The sequence below is a fragment of the Pseudomonas ogarae genome, assembly GCF_014268695.2.
Classification (GTDB): Bacteria; Pseudomonadota; Gammaproteobacteria; order Pseudomonadales; family Pseudomonadaceae; genus Aquipseudomonas; species Aquipseudomonas kilonensis.
The window spans coordinates 78,535-103,296 of the sequence record NZ_CP077086.1; the positions used below are offsets into that span (position 1 = coordinate 78,535).

Genomic DNA, 24,762 nt, shown 5'->3' on the forward strand with positions numbered 1-24,762 from the left:
GATTTTTGCGCCATGACTTACCGCCTCAATGAATTCCAGTTCCAGCTGCCGCCCAGCGAATTGCTGGACGCGACAATCAACATCCTCAAGTTCCCCGAACTGGGCACGTCCTTGATCGTCAGCCGCAGTTTGCTGGCCGAGGGCGAGACCCTGCAAAGCAACCTCGACGACCAGCTCAAGCGCCTGGAAAAACAGGTCCAGGACCTGCGCTGCCAACCGGGCGCCACCGTGCGCGTAGGCGCCAACCAGGAAGTCGAAGCCATCGAACTGCGCAGCCAGTTCAACAAGGGCAATGAAAAGGTCTTCCAGTTCCAACTGGCCCTGGTGCTGCCCGGCACCCGCAAAATGCTTGCTCTGAGCTACGTGAAAGCCGAGAAACTGGGCGATGCCGAAGCGGCGCATTGGGCAACGATCAAGGGTTCGCTGCTGTTCGACGTTCTGGCTTGATGAGCACCTTGCATGTCTGACGCACTCTGGGCCGCTCGGCTAGGCGACGCGCTGAACCACACCTCGATGATGGCCGATATCCTCGGCGGCGTCCTGGAAGTGGCCGCGAACATTGCGATCACCGCGGTAGCGACGGCTGCCGTGGTCGCGGCCACGGGCATTACCGTTGCCACCGGCGGCTTGGGTTGCTTCCTGCTCGGCGCGGTGGTGGGCGCCGTGGTCGGCCTCGCCATGAGCAAGACCGGGGCCGACAAGGGGCTAAGCGACATATGCGAGGGCATCGGCAACGCCCTCTTCCCGCCCACGGTGCAGGCCAACATCCTCACCGGCTCCACCGACACCTTGACCAACAACATCCCTGCCGCCCGCGCCGCCGGGGCGATCGAGTCCCATGTCGCGCCGGCCGGCACCGAACTTGAAGCACCCGAAGCCGAACCCAGCTACCTGGACATGGCCGAGAATTTCTTCTCGCAGATGTGGCGTCCCACGGTCGCCGTGCCCGCGCCCGGTGCCGTGCCCAAGCCGCTGGACATGATCACCTGCATGAAACACCCGCCGATGCCGCCGCAGTTCCTGGCCGAAGGCTCGGACAAAGTCACCATCAACGGTCAGCCCGCCGTGCGCAGCGGCGACCGCAGCACCTGCGATGCGACCGTGGTATCAGCCGGGCTGATTTCCCCTGACGTGACCATTGGTGGCGGTTCGGTAGTGGTGCGCGAGATCCGCAGCGGCAAGACCCCGGGCGTCGGGCTGGCGGTCACGGCGCTGCTGATGCTCAAGGGCGGCAAGGGTAAATTCCTCAGTAACCTGCCGTGCATGTTGGTCGGCGGTGCGGCGTCGATGGCGGTCAGTAGCGCGATGGGCGCCGCAGCCAACGCCGCGATGGGCTCCTCGAACCCCGTGCACGCCGCCACCGGGGCCAAAGTGCTGGGCGATGTCGAGGAGATGGACTTCGTCCTGCCCGGCATCTTGCCGATCGACTGGCAACGCTTCTACAACAGCCGCGACGAACGCCGCGACGGGCTGTTCGGTGCCGGTTGGAGCGTGCCCTACGAGGTACGCGTCGAAATCCTGCCCCATCCAGACGGCGGCGAAACCCTGGTCTATAGCGACGAACAGGGCCGACGCATCGACATGGGCTCCATCCCGTTGGGCGGTGCCGTGTTCAGTGCCGGTGAAGGCCTCAGCGTGCGACGGCATGCCAACGGCGAGCTGCTGATAGAGAGCGCGGACGGGCTGTACCGCTTGTTCGAACCCACGCCAGCCAATGCAGCGCTGCTGCGCCTGGACCAACTGGGTGACCGCAACCACAACCGTATCCACCTGGAATACGACGATAACGGACGCCTGGCGCAACTGCGTGACACCTTCGACCTGACCCGCATCGCACTGGCGTATGACGAGCGCTGGCCACAACGAGTCAGCCGGATCGACCGCCTCTATGCCGATCAACGTCGGGAAGTGCTGATGCACTATGGCTACGACGGCCAGGGCGATCTGGCACAGGTCAGTCAGTCCAACGACCAGGTGAAACGTCGCTACACCTACGACGCCGGGCGGCGAATGGTGGAACACCAACTGCCTACCGGGCTTCGCTGTTTCTATGAATGGGCGTTGGTTGAAAACCTGGAATGGCGCGTGGTTCGCCACTGGACCGACGCGGGCGACGCCTACACCTTCGATTATGACCTGGCCGCCGGGACCACGCGCATCACCGACGGTTTGCAGCGCATCAGCACCCGTCGCTGGGATACCCGCTATCGGATCACCGAAACCACCGACGCGTTGGATCGCACCTGGACCTTCCAGTGGAACGACGAAAGCCAGTTGCTGGGGGCGACCGATCCCAACGGCGGACAACATCAGTTCAGCTATGACGAAGCGGGCAACCTCTGCGAAACCCGCGACCCGCTGGGGCGCAGCGAGTCAACCCTGTGGCTCGAACACTGGGCCCTGCCCCTGGCTGAAACCGATGCCGCGGGAAATACCTGGCAGTACCACTATGACGCGCGGGGCAACCGCATTCGCGAAACCGACCCGCTGGGCCACGTCACCCGCTATCGCCACGACGCCCACGGCCAAGTGGTGGAGGTCATCGACGCCACCGGCAAAAGCAAGACCATGCGCTGGACGGCGCTTGGGCAACTCAGCGAACACACCGATTGTTCCGGTTACACCACACGGTTGAGCTATTGCGAGCGCGGGCTGTTGCTCAGCAGCACCGACGCACTGGGAGAGCGGACGCTTTTCAGCTACGACGACCAGGGTCGGCTGCTGAGCAAGCAACTGCCGGACGGGCGCACCGAGCACTATCAGCGTGACGCAAGCGGACAGTTGATCGGCTATAGCGACCCGGCTGGACACACGACAAATTTCCAACACACCCTAAGCGGTCAACTGCGGGTGCGCACCGACGCCCATGGCCGCCGGGTGGAGCTGAGCTACGACAACTACGGACGCCTCCTGGCCCTGACCAACGAAAACGGTGAGCGCTACCGGTTTGCCTGGGACGCCGCCGACCGCTTGACCGCCCAACACAGCCTGGACGGCAGCCTCAAGCGCTACGCCTACGACCCGCTGGACAACGTCACCCGCATGGAAGCGCTCGCGGTGCCCGGCAGCACCGACCTGGACCTCTCGCCCCAAGCCCCCATCATTCATGAGCTGGAGCGCGATGCGATGGGGCGACTGGTGGCGAAAGTCACCGCAGACGGACGCACCGAGTACCGCTATGACGCGCTCGACCAGGTCAACGCGATCACCTTCACCAGCCAGACCGGTGAAGTACAAAGCCTGGGCTTGCGTTACGACGCCCTGGGGCAATTGATTACCGAGCAAGGCTGGGCGGGGAACCTCGAACATCGCTATGACGAACTGGGCAACCTGACCCAGACGCTGCTTCCCGACGGTCGTTGGCTGAACCGCCTGCACTATGGCAGCGGTCACCTGCACCAGATCAACCTCGACGGCCAGGTCATCAGCGATTTCGAACGCGACCGCCTGCACCGCGAAGTGCTGCGCACCCAGGGGCGCCAGAGCACCCGCAGCGAATACGACCGCAGTGGCCGCCTGCGGGCCCGTCAGCGGCGGCAACAGGGTCAGTCCACGCTGCTGCCGCCCGTGGCGCAATCGCTGTTTGGTTATGACGCCAGCGATCAGCGGGTGGAGCGCTTCGACAGCCAGCCCGAAGCGTCCCATCGCCAATTGCTGCACTATGACGCCACCGGCCGCATTCTCGCCAGCCAGGACAACCTTCAAGGCCAGCGTGAAAGCTTCGCCTATGACCCGGCCGCCAACCTGCTGGACGGTCTGGGCACAGGCCAGGTCGCGCATAACCGCTTGTTGACCTACCAGGACAAGCGCTACCGCTATGACGGTTTCGGTCGCATGGTGGAAAAACGCAGCGCCCGACGTGGCGTCCAGCGTTTTCGCTACGATGCTGAACAACGCCTGGTGGAAGTGCGCAACGATAACGGCTCGGTCGTAAAAATGACCTATGACCCGTTGGGTCGACGCATCGAAAAAGCCGAGTACGACCGCCACGCCACGCTGCTCAACCGCACCCGTTTCACCTGGGATGCGCTGCAACTTTTGCAGGAACACCGCGACAGCCAGACCAGCCTCTACATCTACGCCGACGACAGCCACGAACCCCTGGCGAGGGTCGACGGCCTGGGCGAGCAACAGAAGGTCCGTTATTACCACAACGACCTCAACGGCCTGCCCGAACAGCTCTCGGAAGCCGACGGCCACACACTCTGGCGAGCCCGTTACCAAGTGTGGGGCAACACCGCCGAAGAGTTGCGCGAACCGTATTACATCGAAGAGCAGAACCTGCGCTTCCAAGGTCAATACCTGGACCGCGAAACCGGGCTGCACTACAACACCCTGCGTTTCTACGACCCGGACATCGGCCGCTTCACCACACCGGACCCCATCGGCTTAGCTGGAGGGCTGAACCTCTACCAGTACGCGCCGAACCCGGTGAGTTGGATCGACCCCTTCGGGCTGATGAAATGCTCGACGCCGCCCAAGGGTCGCAAGGTCAACCGAACGGTGTATCGCTTTGAAGAGCCGGGGCGGATCAGCACGACTTGGACGGCGCACAAGTGGAACGTCGCCTCCAGGCACCGTTACACCGCCCCCGGCCTGGGCGGTGTCTATGGCGCCAACTCACGCAAGACCGCCATGGGCGAAGTCAATCACTGGGGCGTGGACCTGTCCACACGGGTGCTGGTCAGCAAGAAAGTGCAGCTCAACAACGTCCTGGACCTGACCCGGGCCGATGTGCGCAAACAATTGGGGGTCTCCCTCAAGAGCATTACCGGCGACAAATACACCCAGACCCATCAAATCGGCGCCTGGGCCAAGGCTAATGGTTATGATGGGATCCTGGCGCCGTCGGCGCGAAACCCGACCGGCAGCAACTTGATTTCCTTTGCAGGTTTTTAGAATGGGACTGGAAGACGAATACGTCGGCGATGCCGATTGGCAGCATTTCGTGCGGTTGTACGAAGAGGACTACCTCGACGACAACGCGCGCGCGCTGGCCAAGGCCATGGATGACAACCTCGACATGGCCGTCGTGCTCTACGGAAAAAGAGGGCTCAAGGAAGGGTTCTGGTGGCTGGAACAGACCGTGCCCGCCCTGGGCAACAAACGCCCGGTCGATTGCCTCAAGACCCCGAAACTGATCAAGCGCCTGAGAATGGCCCTGATGAGCATGCCGTAACCCACAAGGACACAGATGCAATGGAAGGCATCCAATTGCTTGAACACACCCTCCCCAGCCACCCTACCCGCCTGAGCAACGTGCATGTCTGACGCGCTCTGGGCCGCCCGCCTGGGCGATGCACTCAACCACACCTCGATGATGGCCGACATCCTTGGCGGCGTATTGGAGGTGGCAGCCAACATCGCGATCACCGCCCTGGCGACCGCCGCCGTGGTCGCGGCCACGGGCATCACCGTCGTCACCGGCGGCCTGGGTTGCTTCGTCCTGGGCCTGGTGGTGGGCACCATCGTCGGCCTGGCCATGAGCAAGACCGGGGCCGACAAAGGCCTGAGCAATTTATGCGAGGGCATCGGCAACGCCCTCTTTCCGCCCACGGTGCAGGCCAACATCCTCACCGGCTCCAAGGACACCTTCACCAACAACATACCCTCGGCCCGCGCCGCCGGCGCTGTTGTTTCCCATGTCGCGCCGGCCGGCACCGAACTGGAAATGCCCGAGCCGGAAGAAGAACCCAGTTACCTGGACATGGCCGGGAATTTCTTCTCGCAAATGTGGCGCCCCACTGTCGCCTCGCCAGCCCCCGGTACGGAGACCCGGCCGGAAGACCTGGTGATCTGCACCAAGCACCCACCCATGCCACCGCAGTTCATGGCCGAAGGTTCGGACAAGGTCACCATCAACGGCCAGCCCGCCGTGCGCAGCGGCGACCGCAGCACCTGCGATGCGACCGTAGTGTCGGCCGGGCTGATTTCCCCTGACGTGACCATTGGCGGCGGCTCGGTGGTGGTGCGCGAGATCCGCAGCGGCAAGACCCCGGGCGTAGGCCTGGCGGTCACCGCGCTGCTGATGCTCAAGGGCGGCAAGGGCAAGTTCTTCAGCAAACTGCCGTGCATGCTGGTGGGCGGCGCGGTGTCCATGGCCGCCAGCAGCGCGGCGAACGCAGCCGCCAACGCAGCCCTGGGCTCGTCGAACCCGGTGCACGCCGCTACCGGGGCCAAGGTGCTAGGCGGTGACGAGGACCTGGATTTCGTCTTGCCCGGCATCCTGCCGATTGACTGGCAGCGCGTGTACAACAGCCGCGACGAACGCCGTGACAGCCTGTTCGGCGCCGGCTGGAGCGTCGCCTACGAAGTCCAGGTAGAAATCCTGCCCCACCCCGAGGGCGGCGAAACCCTGGTCTACACCGACGAACAAGGCCGGCCCATCGACATGGGTTCCATCCCCTTGGGCGGCGCAGTGTTCAGCGCCGGTGAAGGCCTGGCGGTGCGCCGTCATGTGAACGGGCAATTGCTGATCGAAAGCGAAGACGGCCTGTACCGTTTGTTCGAACCTTCGCCAACCAACCCATCACACTTGCGCCTGAGCCAACTGGGCGACCGCAACGACAACCGCATCCACCTCGACTACGACGACGCCGGACGCCTGGCGCGGCTGCGCGACACCTTCGACCTGGTGCAAGTCGAGCTGATCCGCGAACACGAACGCGTCACCCACATCGAGCGCCTCTACCCCGACCAATCCCGGGAAGTGCTGGTCAGCTACGCCTACGACACGGCCAACACCCTCGCCGAAGTGCGCGACGCCACCGGCCAGGTGCAACGGCGCTTCAGCTACGACGCCGGGCAGCGGATGGTCGAGCACCAGTTGCCCAGCGGCCTGCATTGCTTCTACGAATGGGCCCTGATCGACGACCAGGAATGGCGCGTGGTCCGGCACTGGACCGACGAAGGCGACGCCTACCAGTTCGACTATGACCTCAAGGCCGGCATCACCCGCATCAGCGACAGCCTGCAACGCATCAGCACCCGACACTGGAACAGCCAGCACCAGATCACCCAGTTCACTGACAACCTCGGCCAGACCTGGCTGTTCGAATGGAACGATGAGCGCCAGTTGCTCAGCGCTACCGATCCACAGGGCGGCCAGTACCAATTCAGCTACGACGACGCCGGCAACCTGCTCAGCGAAACCGACCCGTTGGGCCGCAGCGAATCCACCCTCTGGCTCGAACACTGGGCCCTGCCGCTGGTAGACACCGACGCCGCCGGCCACAGCTGGAAATACCGCTACGATCAACGCGGCAACTGCACGGTGGAAACCGACCCACTGGGCCACATCACCCGCTACCGCTACGACACCCACGGCCAGGTCGTGGAGATCATCGACGCCACCGGCAAAAGCAAAAAGCTGCGCTGGAACCCGTTCGGCCAATTGGTGGAGCACGTCGATTGCTCGGGTTACCCGACGCGCTTCAGCTACGACGCGCGCGGTTACCTGCAAATCATCACCGACGCCCTCGGCGAGCGCACCCAATTCAGCTACGACGCCCAGGGACGTCTGCTCAGCAGCCAGTTGCCGGACGGCCGAACCGAACACTACCAGCGCGACACCGCCGGCCACCTCATCGGCTACACCGACCCGGCCGGGCACACCACGCTTTACCAACACAACCGCCGCGGCCAGGTCCGCCAACGCACAGACGCCCAAGGCCGGCAGGTGCAGTTCGCCTACGACAGCTTCGGCCGGCTGCAAGCGCTGACCAACGAGAATGGTGAGAGCTACCGGTTTGCCTGGGATATCGGGGATCGGTTGATCGAACAACAAGACCTGGATGGCAGCACCAAGCGCTACGACTACGACCGCCTCGACAACGTCGCGGCGGTGACGGCGATGCCTGCGCCGTACGGCACGGGCCTGGCGCTCATTCCCGAAACACCGCCGGCGCCCATCGTCCATCGCCTGGAACGCGACGCCGTGGGCCGGCTGATCGCCAAAGTCACCGACGATGGCCGCACCGAATACAGCTACGACCCGCTGGACCAACTCACCGCCGTCACCTTCACCGACCTGCAAGGCAACGCCCAGACCCTGAGCTTCGCCTACGATGCCCTCGGCCAGTTACTCGCCGAAAACAGCGGCGCCGGAAGCCTGCAACACCACTACGACGAACTCGGCAACCTGATCCAGACCCAACTGCCCGATGGCCGCTGGGTCAACCGCCTGTACTACGGCAGCGGCCACCTGCACCAGATCAACCTCGACGGCCAGGTCATCAGCGACTTCGAACGCGACCGCCTGCACCGCGAAGTGCTGCGCACCCAAGGGCAGATCAACACCCGCAGCGAATACGACCGCAGCGGCCGCCTGCGCGCACGGCAACGCCGTCACAGCAGCCAACCCTCGCTGTTGCCGGCGGCGGTGCAAAAACACTTCGAGTACGACCCCGCCGACAACCTCATCGGCAAACTCGACCAGCAACCCGCCGCGCAACAGCGCCAGCTCCTGCACTACGACGCCACCGGCCGCATCATCGCCAGCCAGGACAGCCTGCATGGCCAGCGCGAGACCTTCACCTACGACGCCGCCGCCAACCTGCTGGACGGCCCGGCCCCCGGCGCTGGATTGGTGGTGCACAACAAACTGCTGACCTACCAGGACAAGCGCTACCGCTACGACGCCTTCGGCCGGATGATCGAAAAACGCAGCGCCAAACGCGGCGTGCAACACTTTGCCTATGACGCCGAAAGCCGCTTGATTGAAGTCCGCAACGACAACGGCAGCGTGGTGAAAATGGCCTACGACCCGCTGGGCCGGCGCATCGAAAAAACCGAACACGACAGCAATGGTTACCCGCTGGGCGAAACTCGCTTCACCTGGGATGGCCTGCGCCTGTTGCAGGAACACCGCCACCAGCAAACCAGCCTGTACCTCTACGAAGACGACGGCTACGAACCCCTGGCCCGCGTCGACGGCAGCGGCCCGCTGCAAAAAATCCGCTACTACCACAACGACCTCAACGGCCTGCCGGAACAACTCACCGAAGCCGACGGGCACAATGTTTGGCAGGCGACGTATCGGGTGTGGGGCAATACGCTGGAGGAAGTGCGCGAGCCGTATTACATCGAAGAGCAGAATTTGCGGTTCCAGGGGCAATACCTGGATCGGGAAACGGGGCTGCATTTCAATACGTTCAGGTTTTATGATCCGGATGTGGGGCGGTTTACTACGCCGGATCCGATTGGGTTGAACGGTGGTCTGAATTTTTACGCCTACAGTCCCAACCCCTTTGGATGGATCGATCCATTGGGTCTATCTTGTCGCCTGAACTCTGTAGGCAGAACCCCTGGGAAGAGCAGCCGTACCGGCAAAGCGGTGATCGCGCGGATGAGAGCCGAAGGTAAAATAATCGGCACCGGGAAAAACATGAGATTCCAGAGCACCGACAAGAAATGGTATTCCATTAAAGACGCCGACATGGCTCATAAAACGGATGCCGTTAAATACTGGAACTCCAAAGGCGGTTTCCATGGGGCTAAAACCAAAGAAGTGAGGGGATGGATGCGCGACCCTGACAATTATGAGCTGGAATATTATTCCCATAACCGCTCCAAAGGCGCGCTCCTGACGGATCGATATAGGGACCCCGGCGATTTTATTGGCCCCGCAGAAAAGCCCATTTACTAGTAAAGGAACGTCATATGAAAGACTTGGCAGATGAAAGCCCGACGCTGGCAGACGAAGTAATGCGCATCATGGCGTCGGGTAATGAGCTCGATGAGCAAAACAAAAAAAATGAAGCTCAAGCCCTGTACCAAAAAGCTTGGGAATTGCTTCCTGAACCGAAGCTGGAATGGACACCTTTGTCAGCCTGGGTCACAGGTTCTTTTTTCAACCTGCATTTTGACAATGGGGATTTCGAGGCTGCTAAAGACTGGGCACAAAAGACCTTGGATGGCCGGGAATCGGATATCGATACAGGGCCGCTGATTAACCTGGGAATGGTCTATTTTGAGCTGGGAGACCACGCGCAGGCTTATAGGTACTTTGATGACGCCTACAGCTTCGGCAAAGCTCGAGCCTTTCAAGAAAGACCCAAAAAATATCTGAAGTTTTACTTGGAAAAAAAGGCCTGACCAAAGCATGGCTCTAGAGCCCTCGGTTTCTAGCCCGGACAAGCTTTGACATTTATATGCCGATCGAGCCAACGGATGAGCATGAAGTGATTGCCCCACGAGACTCGCTCAGGTCTACGTCATGAGTGTGGAAATTCGCAAGCACCTGGAAGCGGAGTTACTGGCGGCGCTGAAGCAAACAACGTCACCCCACCTTGACCTGAAGGCCAGCAAAAATAAACTTGACCTGCTCGCTGCCAAGGAAAAGCTTGGGGAAATCTACGTTCAACACTTGACCAAGGCCGACGGTTATTACGCGGGGTTGGATATCTATACGTGCGAGGCCTTTAGCTTCTGTAAAGAGCAATCTCCGCCCTACGAGAGCCGGCTGCTGAATTCATCATTTTTGTCGAAGAGCTCCTTGTCGGAGGAAGCAAAACAGTTCGGTGACGAGCTGGGCGGCATCATCAGAACTCCGTTCCCTCAAGCCATCGGCGCAACCGTCAAAAAAATAACCGAACGGCTCGAGAAATTTTACCTGCCCAAGGCAGAGCACAGCGTTCTTGGCTCCCCCGCATTAATCGATGACGTGTTGGCCGAGCCGGATAACTATGCGTTTCCATTCCTGACGATTGTCTTTGCAGCGCACAAAAACAATCTGAGCCTGGATTCGGATGTGCTCAAGAAAGCCCTGGCGACTAAATCAATATTTGGGAACAAGCCGTTCGATCTGGCGCTTGCGAACAAATTACTAGGCGCAGGTTAAGCGCAAATTCCCGTGGCGAGGGAGCTTGCTCCCGCTGGGCGGCGAAGCCGCCCCAAAAAGAACGTCATATTGAAGACTTGGCGAAAGGTCAGAACACTTCAATAGCTGAAAAAAGGAGCATCCAAATGCGGCTGACCCTCGAAGAATCCGAACGCGCCCTCTCTGTGCAAGAGTTGAATGAGTTCCAAGAAAAATTCAATGTGGAATTACCGACAGCCTTTAGGCAATTTTATCTAAAGCACAACGGCGGCGATTTGTCTGAGAGCAGTAGCGAGAATGATTTCTTGCTGGGTGGATTCACTCCGATCAAATACGGACAAGCCCCTATCGAAACGGTCTATCGCGACTTGACGGACGACTTTCCGTCGCTAAAACAAATGATCCCCTTTGCGTATGATCACGGTGGCAACTCCTTCCTCTTATCCGTTAAGGAAGCTGACTTCGGGAATATCTACCTGTACTTGATGGATGAGGAGGATCTGGCGTTCGTATGCGAATCATTTGAGGAGTTCCTTGCTGAACTCACAGGCCAATAGAGCCGGTGGCGTCACCGCTGGACAGGCTTACCATGCTGCCTGGAAATGACCTACCCACGAGCCTGTGAAGCGATAGCCTCACGAGGCTCGCTCAGGTCTACGTATGAGTATTGGATTTCAAGAGGACGTTACGAATCCAGAGTCATCAAAAAAGAGCCGGCCGGCCCAGTTGCTCGTTGGAAAGTCGAGATTTTGAGCGAAGAAACGCGAATCGACGCAGGCGGGAACCAGACCCAGCGAGGCATTCAAGACCATGATCTTAAAAGAAATTTACCTATACCCCGACCTGGGCGAATTCAGCGACGAAATTATTCATCCGTTTCGCGACCAAAGCCGATCGATTTGCAATTTTCTTGAGCGCCACCTGAGTGCAGAAAAATTCGAAACGCCGAACTTCAAGAAAATCTGCTTTGTCGGCACCCGCCAAGCCGTCAATGAGCCCTATGTCAACTCCAGCGGCGCGCTCATCGTCAATGTCAGTCTAGATACTGAACTGTATAAAAAATGCACATCGGTCAACGAGCTCAATGAGTTCTTTATACAACTGTTGCTGGAAGGCCTGGAAAAATGCCGCCCACATACGGCCTTGCCCCTGGATCTGCTGAAAAACGCAATGGATGAGTTCCGCCGCAACCACTATAAAAACGAGTGGACCTTCAAGCAGAAAAAAATAAAAGGGTCGGATTATGTCTGCGTCCTGGAGTGCCAGTTAACCATCGACTGCTTCCTCATGAACCTTAAGGTCTTGAGGAAAGACACACCGGTACTCGACAAAGAAATTCTGCGAACCGCGCCCGACGAAATAGCGTTCGGTCCGTACCTCAAAGACCTCAAGGAAGAAGGCGGCAGAATAAAGGTCATCGACAAGTCGGGCGTGGCCTTCTACACCACCACGGTTTCTAGCTTGGACAAGCTTTGACAGCTGTCCAAAGGGCGAAATGCCGATCGAGCCAACACCACAGGGCCTGATCCGAAACACAGATCACGTGGCGAGTGAGCTTGCTGGCAGAAATCGAAACTCAGATGGCCTGACTCAGGTTATTCAATTACCTTGAAACTCTGGCATGACCTCCGGAGCAGCATTGATGACTCAGATTTTTCATCACCGTGACCTACGTACTGGAATGCATCGCCAAGCATCCGGTCAATCGGGCTAACGAACTGCGCCCCTGGAGCGTGTCTCTTACACTCACAAACACTGCGAGGCTGCCTGACCCATGGCTAAAACTGTTCGCTTGCCAAAGCCCGAGCGTGACTTGTTGCTACTGCATATAGAGCTGAAGTGGATGACTCCAACGATTTGGCGTCGGTTCGCAGTACCTGAAAACATTACCTTGGGCAGGTTGCATCAGGTGATCCAGATCGTGATGGGTTGGAGCGATTACCATCTGCATGAGTTTGAAATTGCCGGTGAGAATTATGGCGTGCCCGATCCTGATGGCTGGGGGCCGGCGGTGAATCCGGAAGCTCGTAAAACACTGATCAAGGCACTGAACGGAAAGCGGACATTCAATTATCTCTATGACTTCGGTGATGAGTGGCATCACTACATCAAGGTCGAAAAAACATTACCCGCTACTGCCTGCCCTCAAGTGCCGTACTGCATCGAGGGCGCCAATGCTTGCCCACCGGAAGACGTGGGTGGAGGGCCGGGTTACGAAGTGTTTTTAGAGGCCATGGCTAACCCTGAACATCCCGAGCATGACGCTATGGTGGAATGGTACGGGGAGACCTTCGACCCGACGATCTTTGATTGCGAACGCGTGAATCAGTGGTTTAAACAGATCAAGGTCTGAGTTGAAACAGGTGGGGTTCGGATACTTACCCTTCAGATGGGTATGTAACGTGCTACCGCCATCGCGAGCAAGCTCGCTCCCACAGGGGGCTGGCGGTTAGCATCCATTTTGTGGCGAGGGGATTTAGCGAAACGTCGCACCGCCCCGCTGGGCGGCGCAGCAGCCCCAAAACGGCAAGCGCACTCCTACAGAAAAACCGCTGCGCCACCGAGCAAGAGCAAGCTCCCTCGCCCCGAATCCTGGGCATTAAGAAGGCTTGTTTATTCTCCCTCCGCAACGCTTCCACCAAGCTACGCATCCTTGCGCCATTGCCTACAACTACGCCAGAATTCGCCCGCTTGTGCGCCGTTCCCATGGCTTCTATCGTTTTCCCTGCCACTGCCCATCAGTGGTCGGGCTTGGCGGCCCGGTACACGAAAGGCGCAACAGCCCCTCAATAGGATTGCGATGCCTCTGGCATTGGCACTCCTATGTTATGGCGGGTTGCGCAAGGATCCCTTCGGGGATGCCGGGTTCCTTTCGTTCCGGTCCGCCAACCTTGTTTAATCCGTCACCCTATCTGCTTGGCGGCAGACGGTGATGGTTCCTCTTACGAAAGGAGCTGCACCATGTTCAAAATTACACCGAATCCCCCCGAAGCAGATCGCACCTCTGCGTCCACTAAATCCAAAACGAAGAAACAAGACGAAGCAGAAAAGCGCGCCTTGGATTACTACCTGCTACCGAAACCGGAAAAGTCCGAAGATGCATCCAAACCGGACCAGCTATTCACCGTGGCAAAAAACGTCGACAACGAATGCCTGCTCGCCAACCTCAGCGAAAACCTGGCATCAGCCGACGCGATGATCAGCAACCTGGCCTTCGACCTGGAAGGCCCCCGCCGCCACATCGCCCTCGGCATCCAGCAATTGATCGAACTGAGTTCAATGCTGGCCAGCCGTGTGCTCGATAACGTCGACCCACGATAGCCGCCACACCACCAACCCGTGGCGAGGGAGCTTGCTCCCGCTGGGTGGCGAAGCCGCCCCAAAACAGGCCGGCGCATTTCTCCGGAAAAACCGCATCAGCCGGTTTACGACGGCTGCGCCGCCGAGCGGGAGCAAGCTCCCTCGCCACGAACAGCAGTCGTAGCGATCAAAATAGGGACTAGGTTATGGCTCGTTTCACCATTCAAGAATGTCACCACCAAGACCACACACCACCCAAGGCGTCACGCAATCGAGCTGCACTAATACGCCGCTGCCCCGGATCAAACGCCAGCGCCATCCGTAGCACCGCCCAGCAACGCCTGGGCAGGTTGTGCGGCGCCTTGAGCGCGCGCTCCAATCGGGCATCGCGAGCCTGGGTGGACGGTAACCGCTGGAACGGGTGTTGGCCGCTCGCCAGTTCATACACCACGCAAGCCACAGCGTAGACATCGGCACCCGCTGAAAGGGGCGCACCTTCAAGCAGTTCAGGCGCTGCGTAACCAGGGGTCCAGGCGTTAAGGCGTTCACGGTTCAGGTTTGGCAGGTGCTGAGAAGGCCCTTCTTCGGCCAGGCCCAAACCGAAATCGAACAGGCGCAGGCCTTCTTCGCTCAACATGATGTTGCTTGGCTTCACATCGCCATGCAGTACGCCACGGCCGTGGGCGTATGCCAGGGCATCGAACAGCGGCACGGCGATAGCCTTGAGTTCGGGCCACGGCAGCCCGAGGGGCCGTTCGCAAAGCAGTTTGTCCAAGGTCAGGCCACGCATCAGCTCCATGGTGATGAAGGCCCGTCGTTGGGCTGTGTCCACTTCGAAGGCGTAGGGGCGCAAAATATTCGGGTGGTGCAATCGCCGCGTCAGGGCGAACTCGCTGTAGAGCAGCGTACTCGCATCGGGTGACGCGTCGAATGCCTCGCTGAGCATCTTCACGGCAACGTACGGATCGGGATCAGCGAATTGTTCGTGCAGCAGATCCCGCGCGCGGTAAACAACCCCCATGCCGCCCGCCCCAAGCAAGCGTTCAAGGCGATAGCGTCCTGCGAGTATGTCCGGTGTTTCGCTGACGCAAAGCTGGCTGGATGTCACAGCAGGCACAGCGTTGGCGAAGGTGGAATACGTCGGGTGGCTACCCTCCTCATTCACGGGCGGACCACCACGGCCGTCAGGTTATCCCGTGCCGGGCCACGCAGAACGTCGTCGAAAAGATGCTCCAACGCCACGCGCGGCGAAGCCAGGTCCAAGGCACTGCCAAGGGCTTGCGCGCCAAGGCCTTGATACAGGCCGTCACTGCACAGCAAAAACGTATCGCCCGGGTGAACATCCAGCTCCAGCACCTCCAGCGTCAGGTCTGGCGCGGCGCCCACCGCACGGGTCAGTGCCTTGGCCGCAGGATGGGCGAAGGCCTCATCGCGGCTGATGTGTTGCGTGTCGATCAGTTGCTGTTGCAGTGAATGGTCCTTGGTCAGTTGGTACAGTCGTCGACCGCGCCACAGATAACAACGGCTGTCACCCGCCCAGATGCAGACCCCGCGGTTTCCTTCCAACAACAGCGCCACCACGGTGCTGCCGATAATGCCGGGATGATCGTCGGTGACGGTCAGCTCCTGGCTCAATCGGCGGTTAGTCCAGCGCAGGCATTGGCGCACCGCTTTCGAACGTTCAGCCAAGTCCCGGTACAGCGGCAGTTCCGTCAGGTTGGCAACGATCAGCTGGCTGGCAATGTCACCACCCGAGTGGCCACCCATGCCGTCGGCCACCGCCCACACCCCCTGTTGTGGGCAATCGAGAAAAGCATCCTCATTCCGTGGCCGGGTCTTGCCAGGGTCCGTGCGCGCAGCGCTGTACCAGGGGCCGGCCGCCATCAAAGCTGCACCGGCAGGCGAAATGTGCGCAGCACGCTCATGTCGAAAGGGTTCGGCGTACGTTGGCTCGTCAGCAGATAGTTGGCGCGCAGGCCACCCAGGTCTGCCTTCAATACGCGGACATCGCGCCCGGTCAGGTATTCGCTCTGCATCAGGTCGAACAACCGAAACAGCGACCACGGCCCGGTATTTTTCTCGATGCCCACGCCTCGCCCAACCATTTTGTCCAGCACCAGAGCGGTTCGACCATTCTGTGCGTCGCTTGGCCAGGTAAACGCCACCGGCAGGATTGGACCGTGGCGGTATTCAAGCATCTGGTCACCGAAACGGAATTCAGCACGGCTTACCGCAGGGTCCAGGGTGTACGGCTCAAGCTTGAACTGTACTTGCGGTTCGGTCGGGTTTTCGGCGAAAAAGCTCCGGCGAATGGTGTGCGCGGTTGCCATTTGATCGAGATAGACCCGGGACATCGGCAAGCTCTGACCGTCGATGCTGCGCAGGCGGTAGTGTCCCGCGGAGCCGCTGACGAAGGGCTGCATGTAATTGTCGAAGAATCGATCGACGATACCCTGGTCCTTGAAGAACTCCCGGAAGTCATTGAGCGCGACGTCGCTGGCACTGTGGGCACTGAACGGGTATCGCTTGTTGATCGCCTTGCCGTAAAAGCTGTACAGCTCGCTCTGATAACGTTGGTTCAGGTAACGATAAGAATCATTGAGCACCAAGCGCCAGCTGTCCTCAGCCATCACGTTGAACCAAGCACTGACCGGCCGCGGCAGGCGGGCAGACGCACCGCGCAGGTGACTCAACGCATCGCGCTGGCCGCCCATGCGGTGCCTGGCCAGCTCGAACGCCGCTTGTTCCGGGGCACTGGCGCGAGCCAGGTTTGCCAGTTGCAATTGCACCTCATCAATGGCCCGCAAGGCCTGGACCAGATCTGCCGTCGGACCATTGTCCGGGTCCAGCAGGCGATGCAGCGGCTCGAAACGTCGTCGCAAGGATTTTTGCGCGGTGTCCGGCAGGCTTTCGGCCAAGGACGCAGAGGCTTTCCCAACCACGGCGGCGAGTTTTGTAACGGCATGTCCACCGTTCCCTGCCGCCTGCGTCAGGTCGTCGATTTGCTCGGCAACAGCCTGGATTCGAGTGTGTTCGCGCACTTGCACAAGCATCCGCAGAATCGGCGAATGAGCCGAGGTCAGCCCCGCGAGTTGCTCGGCGCCCTCACCAGCATTGCTGATGGTTTGCAAGGCGACCTGGCCGACCGCTTCGCTCCAGTGGTCGGCATAGTCACGAAAATACAGTTGTTCGAGTTCGACCATCAGGCGACGCATGTCCATGCCGCTGAGGCCCTCACCTTCACCCAATACCCAGTTGTCCCGCAGCAACTCGGTGACCAGGGCCGTGCCTTGAACCGAAAAGTAGCGTTCGTAACCCTGGCGGGTATAGAAACCGGGAATCACACGGTCGGTGCCGACCAACAACGCACCTTGCGAGCCCAGGTGTTGGCTGAGTCGGTATTGCGGCAGATGGCTGGCCTGTTCGTGCAGCATTCTGTACACGACGGCTGCCAGGGACTCCCGGCGCAAGGCTTCCCGGGCCTGGGCTACCAGCGGTTCGTTGAGCGCATGGATAAAAGGCAGCTCCAACAGGCGCTCAAGGTGGACATTCAGGCCCTCCTGCAGCGCCGTGTTGCCGGGATGACGAAGCGACCCATCGTTGGCCAGCCAGTCCTTGAGCCAGGCAACATCGCGGCGCTCTTGCAGGCCCAGCATCAAGTACGCACGCAGGCTGTTGAGCAGTTGCTCGCGGTCATTCCAGTCGTTGCGGACATGCGCTTCCAGCCTCTGCGCAACCTTCGGCAACAGTCGCGCCTGTAATTCACGCTCGTAGGCGTCGGTCACCGCAGGGTTGCTCGCATCGCCCTGGTACAGACCGACGCGCTCGTGCAAAGGCACCGCCCTGTAGGGCGGGAAAACCCGGGTGGCCTCGAAACGGATATCCAGTGATTCGAGCATCGCGGCCCAGTCATCAGCATTTACCTGGATTGATTGCTGCTGGTCCCAGCGTTGCGCCAGCGTACGCAAGCTGTCCAGTCGCTCGTGGTTGGCCGAAAAACCGTGCGCCCACAACACGCCACACAGGCCAATGACCGTCAGCGCCCCAAAATACAAGGCTCGCTGCCCCCAATGGAGACGACGGCGCTCGTGCTGAACGAGGTCGGTCAGATCGGCTTCCGGAAAAATCACCCGGCTGATCAAGTGATGGATGAACCGCGAGCGCCCGCTGGGCGTGGTATTGGTTCGGCCCGGCGGCGATGCGCTGGTCAGATAGAAACCACGCAACGTACCGACGCCGCCGGTAAACGCCTGCTCGACCAGCAGACACAGGCCGGCACCGAGTTGTCCAAGTTGGTGAGGGAAATCAAGCATGCAGCTACGGCGCAGCGGGTCGCGCTCCTGATGCATGCGCATGATCACCTGGCTGTTGAGGCGATGCAGCAGCGCCTCGAACTCGGCACGTAACACGGCCACATCACTGCCACGCTGGTCCCGGCTGAAACTTGCACCCAATACCTGGTCGTTTTCTTCGCGAGTCAACGAATCAAAGAACTCATTGAAACCTGGCACGCCGTCCGCTTTGCTCAGGACCAGATAAACCGGGACATCGACGTGCAGTCTCTGTTGCAGTTCCTGCAGGCGGCCACGAATCTGGCGGGCCAGCGTAGTCACTTCGTCCTCGCTGCCCAGCAACAGGACCTCGGTCGGTACCGTCACCAGTACACCGCTCAACGGACGACTGCGGCGACGCTTGCGCAGCAGTTCGAGCAATACGGTCCAGGCACTGCTGTCGACATCACTGTCCGTTTGGGTCAGGTAGCGCCCGGCAGTGTCGACCAGCACGGCGTGCTCGGCAAAATACCAATCGCAATAACGGGTACCCGACGTGTCGCCGATTGGCTTGCGCTCAAGCTTGTCGAGAGGGAACTCCAGGCCCGAGCAGTCCAGCAGACGGGTCTTGCCGCTGGCAGGCGGGCCGATCAGCAGATACCACGGCAGATCGTTGCGCCAGCGTTCGCTGCGGCCGGGATAAAGGCTCGAGGACCTTAGCGTGGATAATGCCTGCTTGAAGCGCGAGCGCACTTCGCGCCGCTCATCATCAATCCTGGCCTGATGCAGGGCCCGAGCCTGCTCGGGGGCGTTTTGCTGGAAATTCGCGCTTGAACCACCGCGCCCATTGACGAAAACCATGGCCAAGCCCCAGCACAGCATTAACACGCTGACGGTCAGCAACCGCGCTGTCGGGCTTGCCCAGAATTTGTAGTCATTGACGGCCAGAAGTGGCCCGGCGAACCACACCAGCAACGCGATACAAAGCACCGCCAGCAGCGTCCAAATCCACGTCTGGCGCACCCAGGCACCGGCTTTCCTGAAAAGCAATTTCATGACACGTCCCTGTTTACGGCAGCGGCTGAGCGGCGACCGGCTCTGACAGTTGATAAGGTTGCAGTACGCTTCGGCGTTGCTCGTCCAATACCCAGGCGAAACTCGAGTACACCACCCCCAGGCAGACCAGCGTAAAAACCGCTACCGTCCAGGCCGGAACAATGCGCACTGGGCTGCGTCGCGCGCCATCGAAGCCTTCCCAGCGAGGCGACAGTTCACGAGGGATGTCACCGCGAGCCTGGCAGATCAGCCGATACAGGGCATCGCGCAGACTTTCGAGCTCGAGCATCCCACGGGTCTGGACCCGATACTTGCCCTCGAAGCCCAGGGACAGGCACAGATACAACAACTCAAGCATCGACAGGTGCTTGATGGGGTTTTTCGACAAGCGCTCAAGCAATTGAAAGACCTTCTCGCCGCCGAAGGTTTCGTTGTGGAAAGTGCTGAGCAGGCTTATCTGTGACCACCCACCTCCATGGCCCCACGGTGTAGTGACGATCGCCTCGTCGATCGCTGAGCAGAGCACGTAACGCGCCGCGATCAACTGACTGTTTTCAACACCGTCCTGCAAGGCACAGGCTTCGAACTGCTCCAGGCCTCGCTTCAGTTCCCCTTTGAGGGCTTGCAGGTCCTCGCGTTCGCGGCCGTGCTTGAGTTGCACCATTTGCGACAACAATCCGGACGCCGCCGCGACCAGCGGATTAAGGCTGACATTGAGGGCCTGGGACCGCGGCAGGTGCGCGGCGTAGATCATTCGCTCTTGCAACTGTTCGAAACGTGGCGGCGCAACAGCGTCGGTCAAGGGGCCAGAAACAGGACGTTGTCCATGGTGGTCGAACAGGACGGTTGTTTCGTCCTGGGGATTGTCCTTATCCATTTCGTTCAATTCCTGATGGCCCAAAAATTCAGTTCAAGCTCCGCGAAATCACCGCACACATGGAACGCGAAGCCTGCCGAGCGCTTCAGTTGCGCCAGGTCTTCGGAGCTGGGCTCCAGGATGAAATAGGTTTTGTTGGCATGGAATGCGATCTGTCGCGGAGCCACGGGCAGAGGCCTGATCTTGATACCGGGCAGATGCAGGTTGACCAACTGGCGGATGCGCTCCACCGAGCCAACCTTGAGGTTCGACGGCAGTCGATGGCGCAACTCTTCGCTGTCACAGTTGGCGCTAGCCGCCAGTACGAATGAAGCCGTATCCAGCAGGGTAAGGTCCTGCATCGGCGAGACGGTGATTCCATATTGGCGCGGCTGCAATTGCAGCTCGATCGCGTGCTGCTCGAGCACCATCGACAGCACCTGGCGGATCGCTTGCATCAGGCTTCGAAAACATGCGCCCTGTTCGCTGTGCTGGTAGCGGTTGGTGAGCGGCGGACGCTTGCTGTCACTGGAGAACGTCGCCAGTTCACCCAACAGGGCCAGTAGCATTCGGTAGAGCGTTTCGGGATGTACTTGCTCCAGGTCCAGATAATGACGCAGCAACAGTTCGCTACGGTTGATCAGTTGCAGCATCATGAAATCGCCCACTTGTGCACCACCGGCCTTGCCATTGAAGCGGATCCGCTCGGCAAGGCTGTCACCCCGATGGGCAAGCATGCCGATGATCTCCTTGAGACACGACAGCAAATAATGGGATGAACGAGCCTGGAGGAAGGTCGGCACAAAGTCCGGGTCGAGCCTGATCACTCCATCGGCAGTGGTATCGAGCACCTCACAGAGCTTGAGCTTCACAAACGCATGATCGCTCTGTTGCTCGCCCAACAGCAGGCGCAGGTCCGGCCGGCCACAACTGATCTGGCTCCCGCCGGAATCTCCGGCGTTGGAGTCGGTCACCTGCGCGTCGTAGATGGTGTAGCGCGCCAGCACATCAGATTGCTCCGGACGACGGGACTCGATGTGGTTGCCGGTCACCAATGGCAGCGCGAGGTAGATCGGTGTATTGCTGGTATTGGACGGTACTTCCAGGGCCAACGGCTCGGTGTTGCCACCGAGCTCGAACAGGCTGCCGTCCGGCAGGACCCCGCTGGCCTGGCTGACCACCAGTTGGCCCATGTTGAGAAATTGCAGATCGATTTCCAGCGCCAGGAATCCCCAGGCGTAACTGGCCAGCAACCGGGTACGAACCTTCAACTGGTGATCGAAATAACGATCGTTGTGTTGCAAATGTTGTGGACGCAACAACATGCCTTCTTGCCAGACGACTTTATCGTGATTCATCGGTCATCTACCTTGGCCTGTCTTTCAAGCGTGTTGGCGATCCCATCCTGGTCGAGGGTCAGGTTCGCTTCGGTCAACTGCGTCGCAGCCACTGGCAGTGTGTAGCGCCAGCGGGCGTGTGGCAGGTCTCGGTACGCCGCGAGTATGCCGACGTAACGTCCATCCCCAGTGATACCGAGCCTGAGCTCGACGGTTTCACCTGGGCGCAATTCCAGCTCTTCGCTGGAAACCAGATCGGGGGCCAGTGTTTCCCTCGCGCGCTCATAGATGCTGAAGAAATCCGAGTTTTCAAAGGCTACCGGATGCCTGAGTTCGAACAACCGCACCACCACTGGCGAGGGCCGCCCATTGAGATCGGGGTTGAGCCGATCACTGGCCGTCAGGGCGAGGTCGAGCTTGGTCATCGTCGAACAGGGCGACAACGTGGTGCAACCGCCCAACAGCAGGGTCATGGCCAGCGCCGTCAAAGTCTTGAATAAGTGCATCGTGCAGTGCGACATGGACGTCATCCGTGGTGATCGATTTGCAGGCTGGCAATCAGACGAACCTGTTCTTCATAGGTCTGGGTCTGGGTCAGGCGCGGTTCGCCTTTCAACTCCGAGCGGGTACGCAAGCTCTGCTGCAAACCATGGATGCTTTGCTTGAGCAGCAGCGCTGCATTGATCGCCAGGGTTTCGCGGGCCTCGCTATCAAGGCTTTCGAGATCCATGCCGAGGGCAATAGCGAAGCGCTCCCAAAAATCTTCGCGCGGATGATCCATAGCGTTGGCACGAGGGATGGGCGCAGGCCTTGGTTCAACGAGCTCTTCGACCAAATCCGGCAACAGCAGGCTTTCCATGTCGATACGCGCATAATCTGGGCGCCCAAGGGTGTCTGGTGGTACGGCAGTGGGATTTATCAGCTCATCGATGCCCAGCAAGACCCGCTCCTGTTGGTCCAGTGCTTTCAGCGGGTCGAGCTCCAGAAAGGCATCGTCCGGAATGAGACTGTCGACCGACGTTGAGCGAGCGGCTTCGGCAACGCTGCTCGACGGCCCGACGACCAGGCGCGCCAGGACCTCGAATTCACCCATGATGTAGGCGTCTCCGTCCTGTATCCGTACCGGCTCGCCCTTGGGCAGGCGCGCACCGCTTTCGCGGTGGGTCGTACCGTTGCCACTGGTATCGGTCAGGAAAAACGCACCCTCACGGAAGCTGACCTGCGCGTGACACTTGGACAGCAGGCGGTCGCGGTCAGGGATCATCCAGTGGCAGCCCTCGCCCCGACCAATCACTCCGCCGGCCGGTCCGAAAGTCTTGTGAAACAGCCGTACAGGGACGAACTGGTTGGCGTTCAGCATTTCGAAAACAAGATCCATCTATTAAAGGCTCCTTGGATCACTTACCGCGATTGATCGCCTGTGGATCACCCAGGGGGCGATAATCACTGTCGTTGAATTTGTAATTGCCACTACAACCGCCGAGGACAAATGACACGAGGAGCGCCAGCAGGACGGCTCGCCAGGGGAAAACAGGCATCGAAATTTCTCCAGAAATGGAAGGACCGGGCTGGAATGGCTACGAACAAGGCAAGGATCAATCATTGAAATCACTACGCTGAACGTTCAGGCGCGCAAGGCGATAGACCAGCGTGCGTAGCGGCAAGCCAAGTTCACGGGCGGCACGCGCCTTGTTGCCCGAACTCTCACGCAGGCCATCGATCAGCAGGCCACGTTCGATCTGCTCCATCCGTTCACGCAGGCTCACGCGGCCCCGTTCGGCTGGGGTCTGGATGTGTAGTGCAAAATGCTCGACAAGCAGTTCGCCGCCCTCGCACAAGAGCACGGCCCTTTCTACGATGCTCTTGAGTTCACGGACGTTTCCCGGGAAGTCGTAGGCAGCCAGGTGATCGAGCGCTGCGTCTGACCAGCGCACCGGATCACGCTGCAGGAGTGTGCAAGCCTTGTCGGCAAAATTCCGCGCCAGCTCAATGATGTCGCCGTCGCGCTGGCGCAACGCCGGTAGCGGAATTGGAAACTGCGCAAGGCGGTAATACAGGTCTTCGCGGAACTTGCCCTCCTCCATCAGTTGCTTCAGGTCGCGGTGGGTGGCGGCGATGATGCGCACGTCGACATGGTGAGTGACGTTGGACCCCAACGGCCGGATTTCGCCTTCCTGCAACACTCGCAACAACTTGGCCTGCAGGGATAACGGCATATCACCGATCTCGTCGAGCAACAGCGTGCCGCCGTTGGCCGCGTCGAACAGCCCGGCGCGGTCCCGGTCGGCACCGGTGAACGCGCCCTTGCGATAGCCGAAAAGCTCACTCTCCAACAAGTTCTCGGGAACCGCCGCACAGTTCTGCACGATAAACGCCTTGGATCGACGCGGGCCGTAATCATGGAGGACCCGGGCCACCACCTCCTTGCCGGTACCGGTCTCACCCCGCAGCAGGACGGTATAGGGGCTGTGCAGTACTTTACTGAGCAATGAGCAGGTCTTGCGCATGGCCATGCTCTTGCCAATCAGGCCGTAACTGACGGCGCTCGGCAGGCTTGTGGTATCAGGCTCTGACTCATCAACAGGACCGCGCAGGCGCTGTAACAGATGCATCTGACCAAGCGCGAAGGTCCCAAGATGCCCCAGGGACTCAGCGATACCATGCAGGTCGAGGTGCTGATTGCTCGCGCATAGCAACAAGCCTCCGACCCCATCCTGCGGATCGCCCAGGGGAACGCAAAGCAGCGACTGCCAGGGTCTGGCCCGCGGCGGCAGGAAACCGGTTTCGTGCACGCTGTCGCTTAACGCGTCGAGGCACACCACACGGTTCTGGCACAGGGAAAATTGCAACAATTGCTCGGAGTGGTAGTCGGAGGGCAGGCTTTTCGGGTCACGAAATTGCAACTGGCCTTCCAGGCACTCGGTGTTCATTTCCAGGCGGGTGCGAGTGGCATCGAGCAGGTACAACTGCACCAGTTCACAGCCACTGAGCCGCGCTACGCCCTGGATGAACTTCCCCACCAGCTCAGCACCGTCCGCCAAACGTGAAAGGTCGGAAAACTGCGCCAGAAGCGCTTCGGCATAGTCCAACGGTTGCGAGAGTTTCTTGAACATGGCGCCCACC

18 protein-coding genes and 1 pseudogene are annotated in these 24,762 nt (G+C 60.0%); 10 read left to right on the plus strand and 9 right to left on the minus strand.

Annotated features, from left to right (window positions below; genetic code table 11):
* Positions 1 to 12: 12 nt before the first annotated feature.
* From HU749_RS00350 to HU749_RS00395, 10 genes are all read left to right on the plus strand, one after another.
* Positions 13 to 447: a DcrB-related protein gene (locus HU749_RS00350; RefSeq protein WP_046064497.1), complete on the plus strand. Its 435-nt coding sequence runs from the start codon at positions 13 to 15 to the stop codon at positions 445 to 447.
* Positions 448 to 459: 12 nt separating this feature from the next.
* Positions 460 to 4,899 (plus strand): RHS repeat-associated core domain-containing protein, encoded by a 4,440-nt coding sequence (locus tag HU749_RS00355; RefSeq protein WP_186649402.1) that lies wholly within the window; start codon positions 460 to 462, stop codon positions 4,897 to 4,899.
* Between the two features lies 1 nt (position 4,900).
* The gene (locus tag HU749_RS00360; RefSeq protein WP_046064499.1) at positions 4,901 to 5,179 is read left to right on the plus strand and encodes a hypothetical protein; all 279 of its coding nucleotides are present in this window, start codon (positions 4,901 to 4,903) and stop codon (positions 5,177 to 5,179) included.
* A gap of 84 nt (positions 5,180 to 5,263) precedes the next feature.
* Positions 5,264 to 9,646 (plus strand): RHS repeat-associated core domain-containing protein, encoded by a 4,383-nt coding sequence (locus HU749_RS00365; RefSeq protein WP_186649405.1) that lies wholly within the window; start codon positions 5,264 to 5,266, stop codon positions 9,644 to 9,646.
* A gap of 14 nt (positions 9,647 to 9,660) precedes the next feature.
* Entirely contained in the window at positions 9,661 to 10,095 is a 435-nt protein-coding gene (locus tag HU749_RS00370; protein ID WP_027912816.1) for a tetratricopeptide repeat protein, read from the plus strand.
* 121 nt (positions 10,096 to 10,216) lie between these two features.
* Entirely contained in the window at positions 10,217 to 10,840 is a 624-nt protein-coding gene (locus HU749_RS00375; RefSeq protein WP_186649408.1) for a hypothetical protein, read from the plus strand.
* Positions 10,841 to 10,965: 125 nt separating this feature from the next.
* Positions 10,966 to 11,376: an SMI1/KNR4 family protein gene (locus HU749_RS00380; protein WP_039013267.1), complete on the plus strand. Its 411-nt coding sequence runs from the start codon at positions 10,966 to 10,968 to the stop codon at positions 11,374 to 11,376.
* A 253-nt stretch (positions 11,377 to 11,629) separates the two neighbouring features.
* Complete coding sequence (locus HU749_RS00385) at positions 11,630 to 12,295, plus strand: hypothetical protein (RefSeq protein ID WP_079303078.1); 666 nt, start codon at positions 11,630 to 11,632, stop codon at positions 12,293 to 12,295.
* A gap of 298 nt (positions 12,296 to 12,593) precedes the next feature.
* Positions 12,594 to 13,172, plus strand: a complete 579-nt coding sequence (locus tag HU749_RS00390) for a plasmid pRiA4b ORF-3 family protein (RefSeq protein WP_186649411.1) — start codon at positions 12,594 to 12,596, stop codon at positions 13,170 to 13,172.
* 608 nt (positions 13,173 to 13,780) lie between these two features.
* Positions 13,781 to 14,140: a DUF6124 family protein gene (locus HU749_RS00395; protein WP_041476206.1), complete on the plus strand. Its 360-nt coding sequence runs from the start codon at positions 13,781 to 13,783 to the stop codon at positions 14,138 to 14,140.
* A gap of 211 nt (positions 14,141 to 14,351) precedes the next feature.
* Here the strand turns inward: HU749_RS00395 and HU749_RS00400 are convergent, their stop codons facing one another.
* The 9 genes and pseudogenes from HU749_RS00400 to HU749_RS00440 form a co-directional block, all read right to left on the minus strand.
* The gene (locus HU749_RS00400; RefSeq protein WP_186649414.1) at positions 14,352 to 15,284 is read right to left on the minus strand and encodes a serine/threonine-protein kinase; all 933 of its coding nucleotides are present in this window, start codon (positions 15,282 to 15,284) and stop codon (positions 14,352 to 14,354) included.
* On the minus strand, positions 15,281 to 16,006 hold the full coding sequence (locus HU749_RS00405; protein ID WP_079303083.1) for a PP2C family protein-serine/threonine phosphatase: 726 nt from the start codon (positions 16,004 to 16,006) through the stop codon (positions 15,281 to 15,283). The genes HU749_RS00400 and HU749_RS00405 overlap by 4 nt, the downstream gene beginning before the upstream one ends.
* Entirely contained in the window at positions 16,003 to 19,446 is a 3,444-nt protein-coding gene (gene tssM, locus HU749_RS00410; protein WP_186649416.1) for a type VI secretion system membrane subunit TssM, read from the minus strand. The genes HU749_RS00405 and tssM overlap by 4 nt, the downstream gene beginning before the upstream one ends.
* Positions 19,447 to 19,459: 13 nt before the next feature.
* A complete protein-coding gene (gene icmH / locus HU749_RS00415) occupies positions 19,460 to 20,323 on the minus strand; it encodes a type IVB secretion system protein IcmH/DotU (protein WP_079303085.1) in 864 nt (287 codons plus the stop codon).
* A gap of 5 nt (positions 20,324 to 20,328) precedes the next feature.
* Positions 20,329 to 21,660 carry a type VI secretion system baseplate subunit TssK gene (gene tssK, locus HU749_RS00420; protein WP_079303086.1) on the minus strand — a complete coding sequence of 444 codons (1,332 nt, stop codon included), beginning with the start codon at positions 21,658 to 21,660 and terminating at the stop codon, positions 20,329 to 20,331.
* Positions 21,657 to 22,160: a type VI secretion system lipoprotein TssJ gene (tssJ, locus tag HU749_RS00425; protein WP_079303087.1), complete on the minus strand. Its 504-nt coding sequence runs from the start codon at positions 22,158 to 22,160 to the stop codon at positions 21,657 to 21,659. The genes tssK and tssJ overlap by 4 nt, the downstream gene beginning before the upstream one ends.
* A gap of 65 nt (positions 22,161 to 22,225) precedes the next feature.
* A pseudogene (tagH, locus tag HU749_RS00430) lies at positions 22,226 to 23,017 on the minus strand (type VI secretion system-associated FHA domain protein TagH); the annotation flags it as partial.
* A 19-nt stretch (positions 23,018 to 23,036) separates the two neighbouring features.
* Positions 23,037 to 23,177 carry a hypothetical protein gene (locus HU749_RS00435; protein ID WP_041476208.1) on the minus strand — a complete coding sequence of 47 codons (141 nt, stop codon included), beginning with the start codon at positions 23,175 to 23,177 and terminating at the stop codon, positions 23,037 to 23,039.
* A 57-nt stretch (positions 23,178 to 23,234) separates the two neighbouring features.
* Complete coding sequence (locus HU749_RS00440) at positions 23,235 to 24,752, minus strand: sigma-54 interaction domain-containing protein (protein WP_186649418.1); 1,518 nt, start codon at positions 24,750 to 24,752, stop codon at positions 23,235 to 23,237.
* Positions 24,753 to 24,762: the final 10 nt, after the last annotated feature.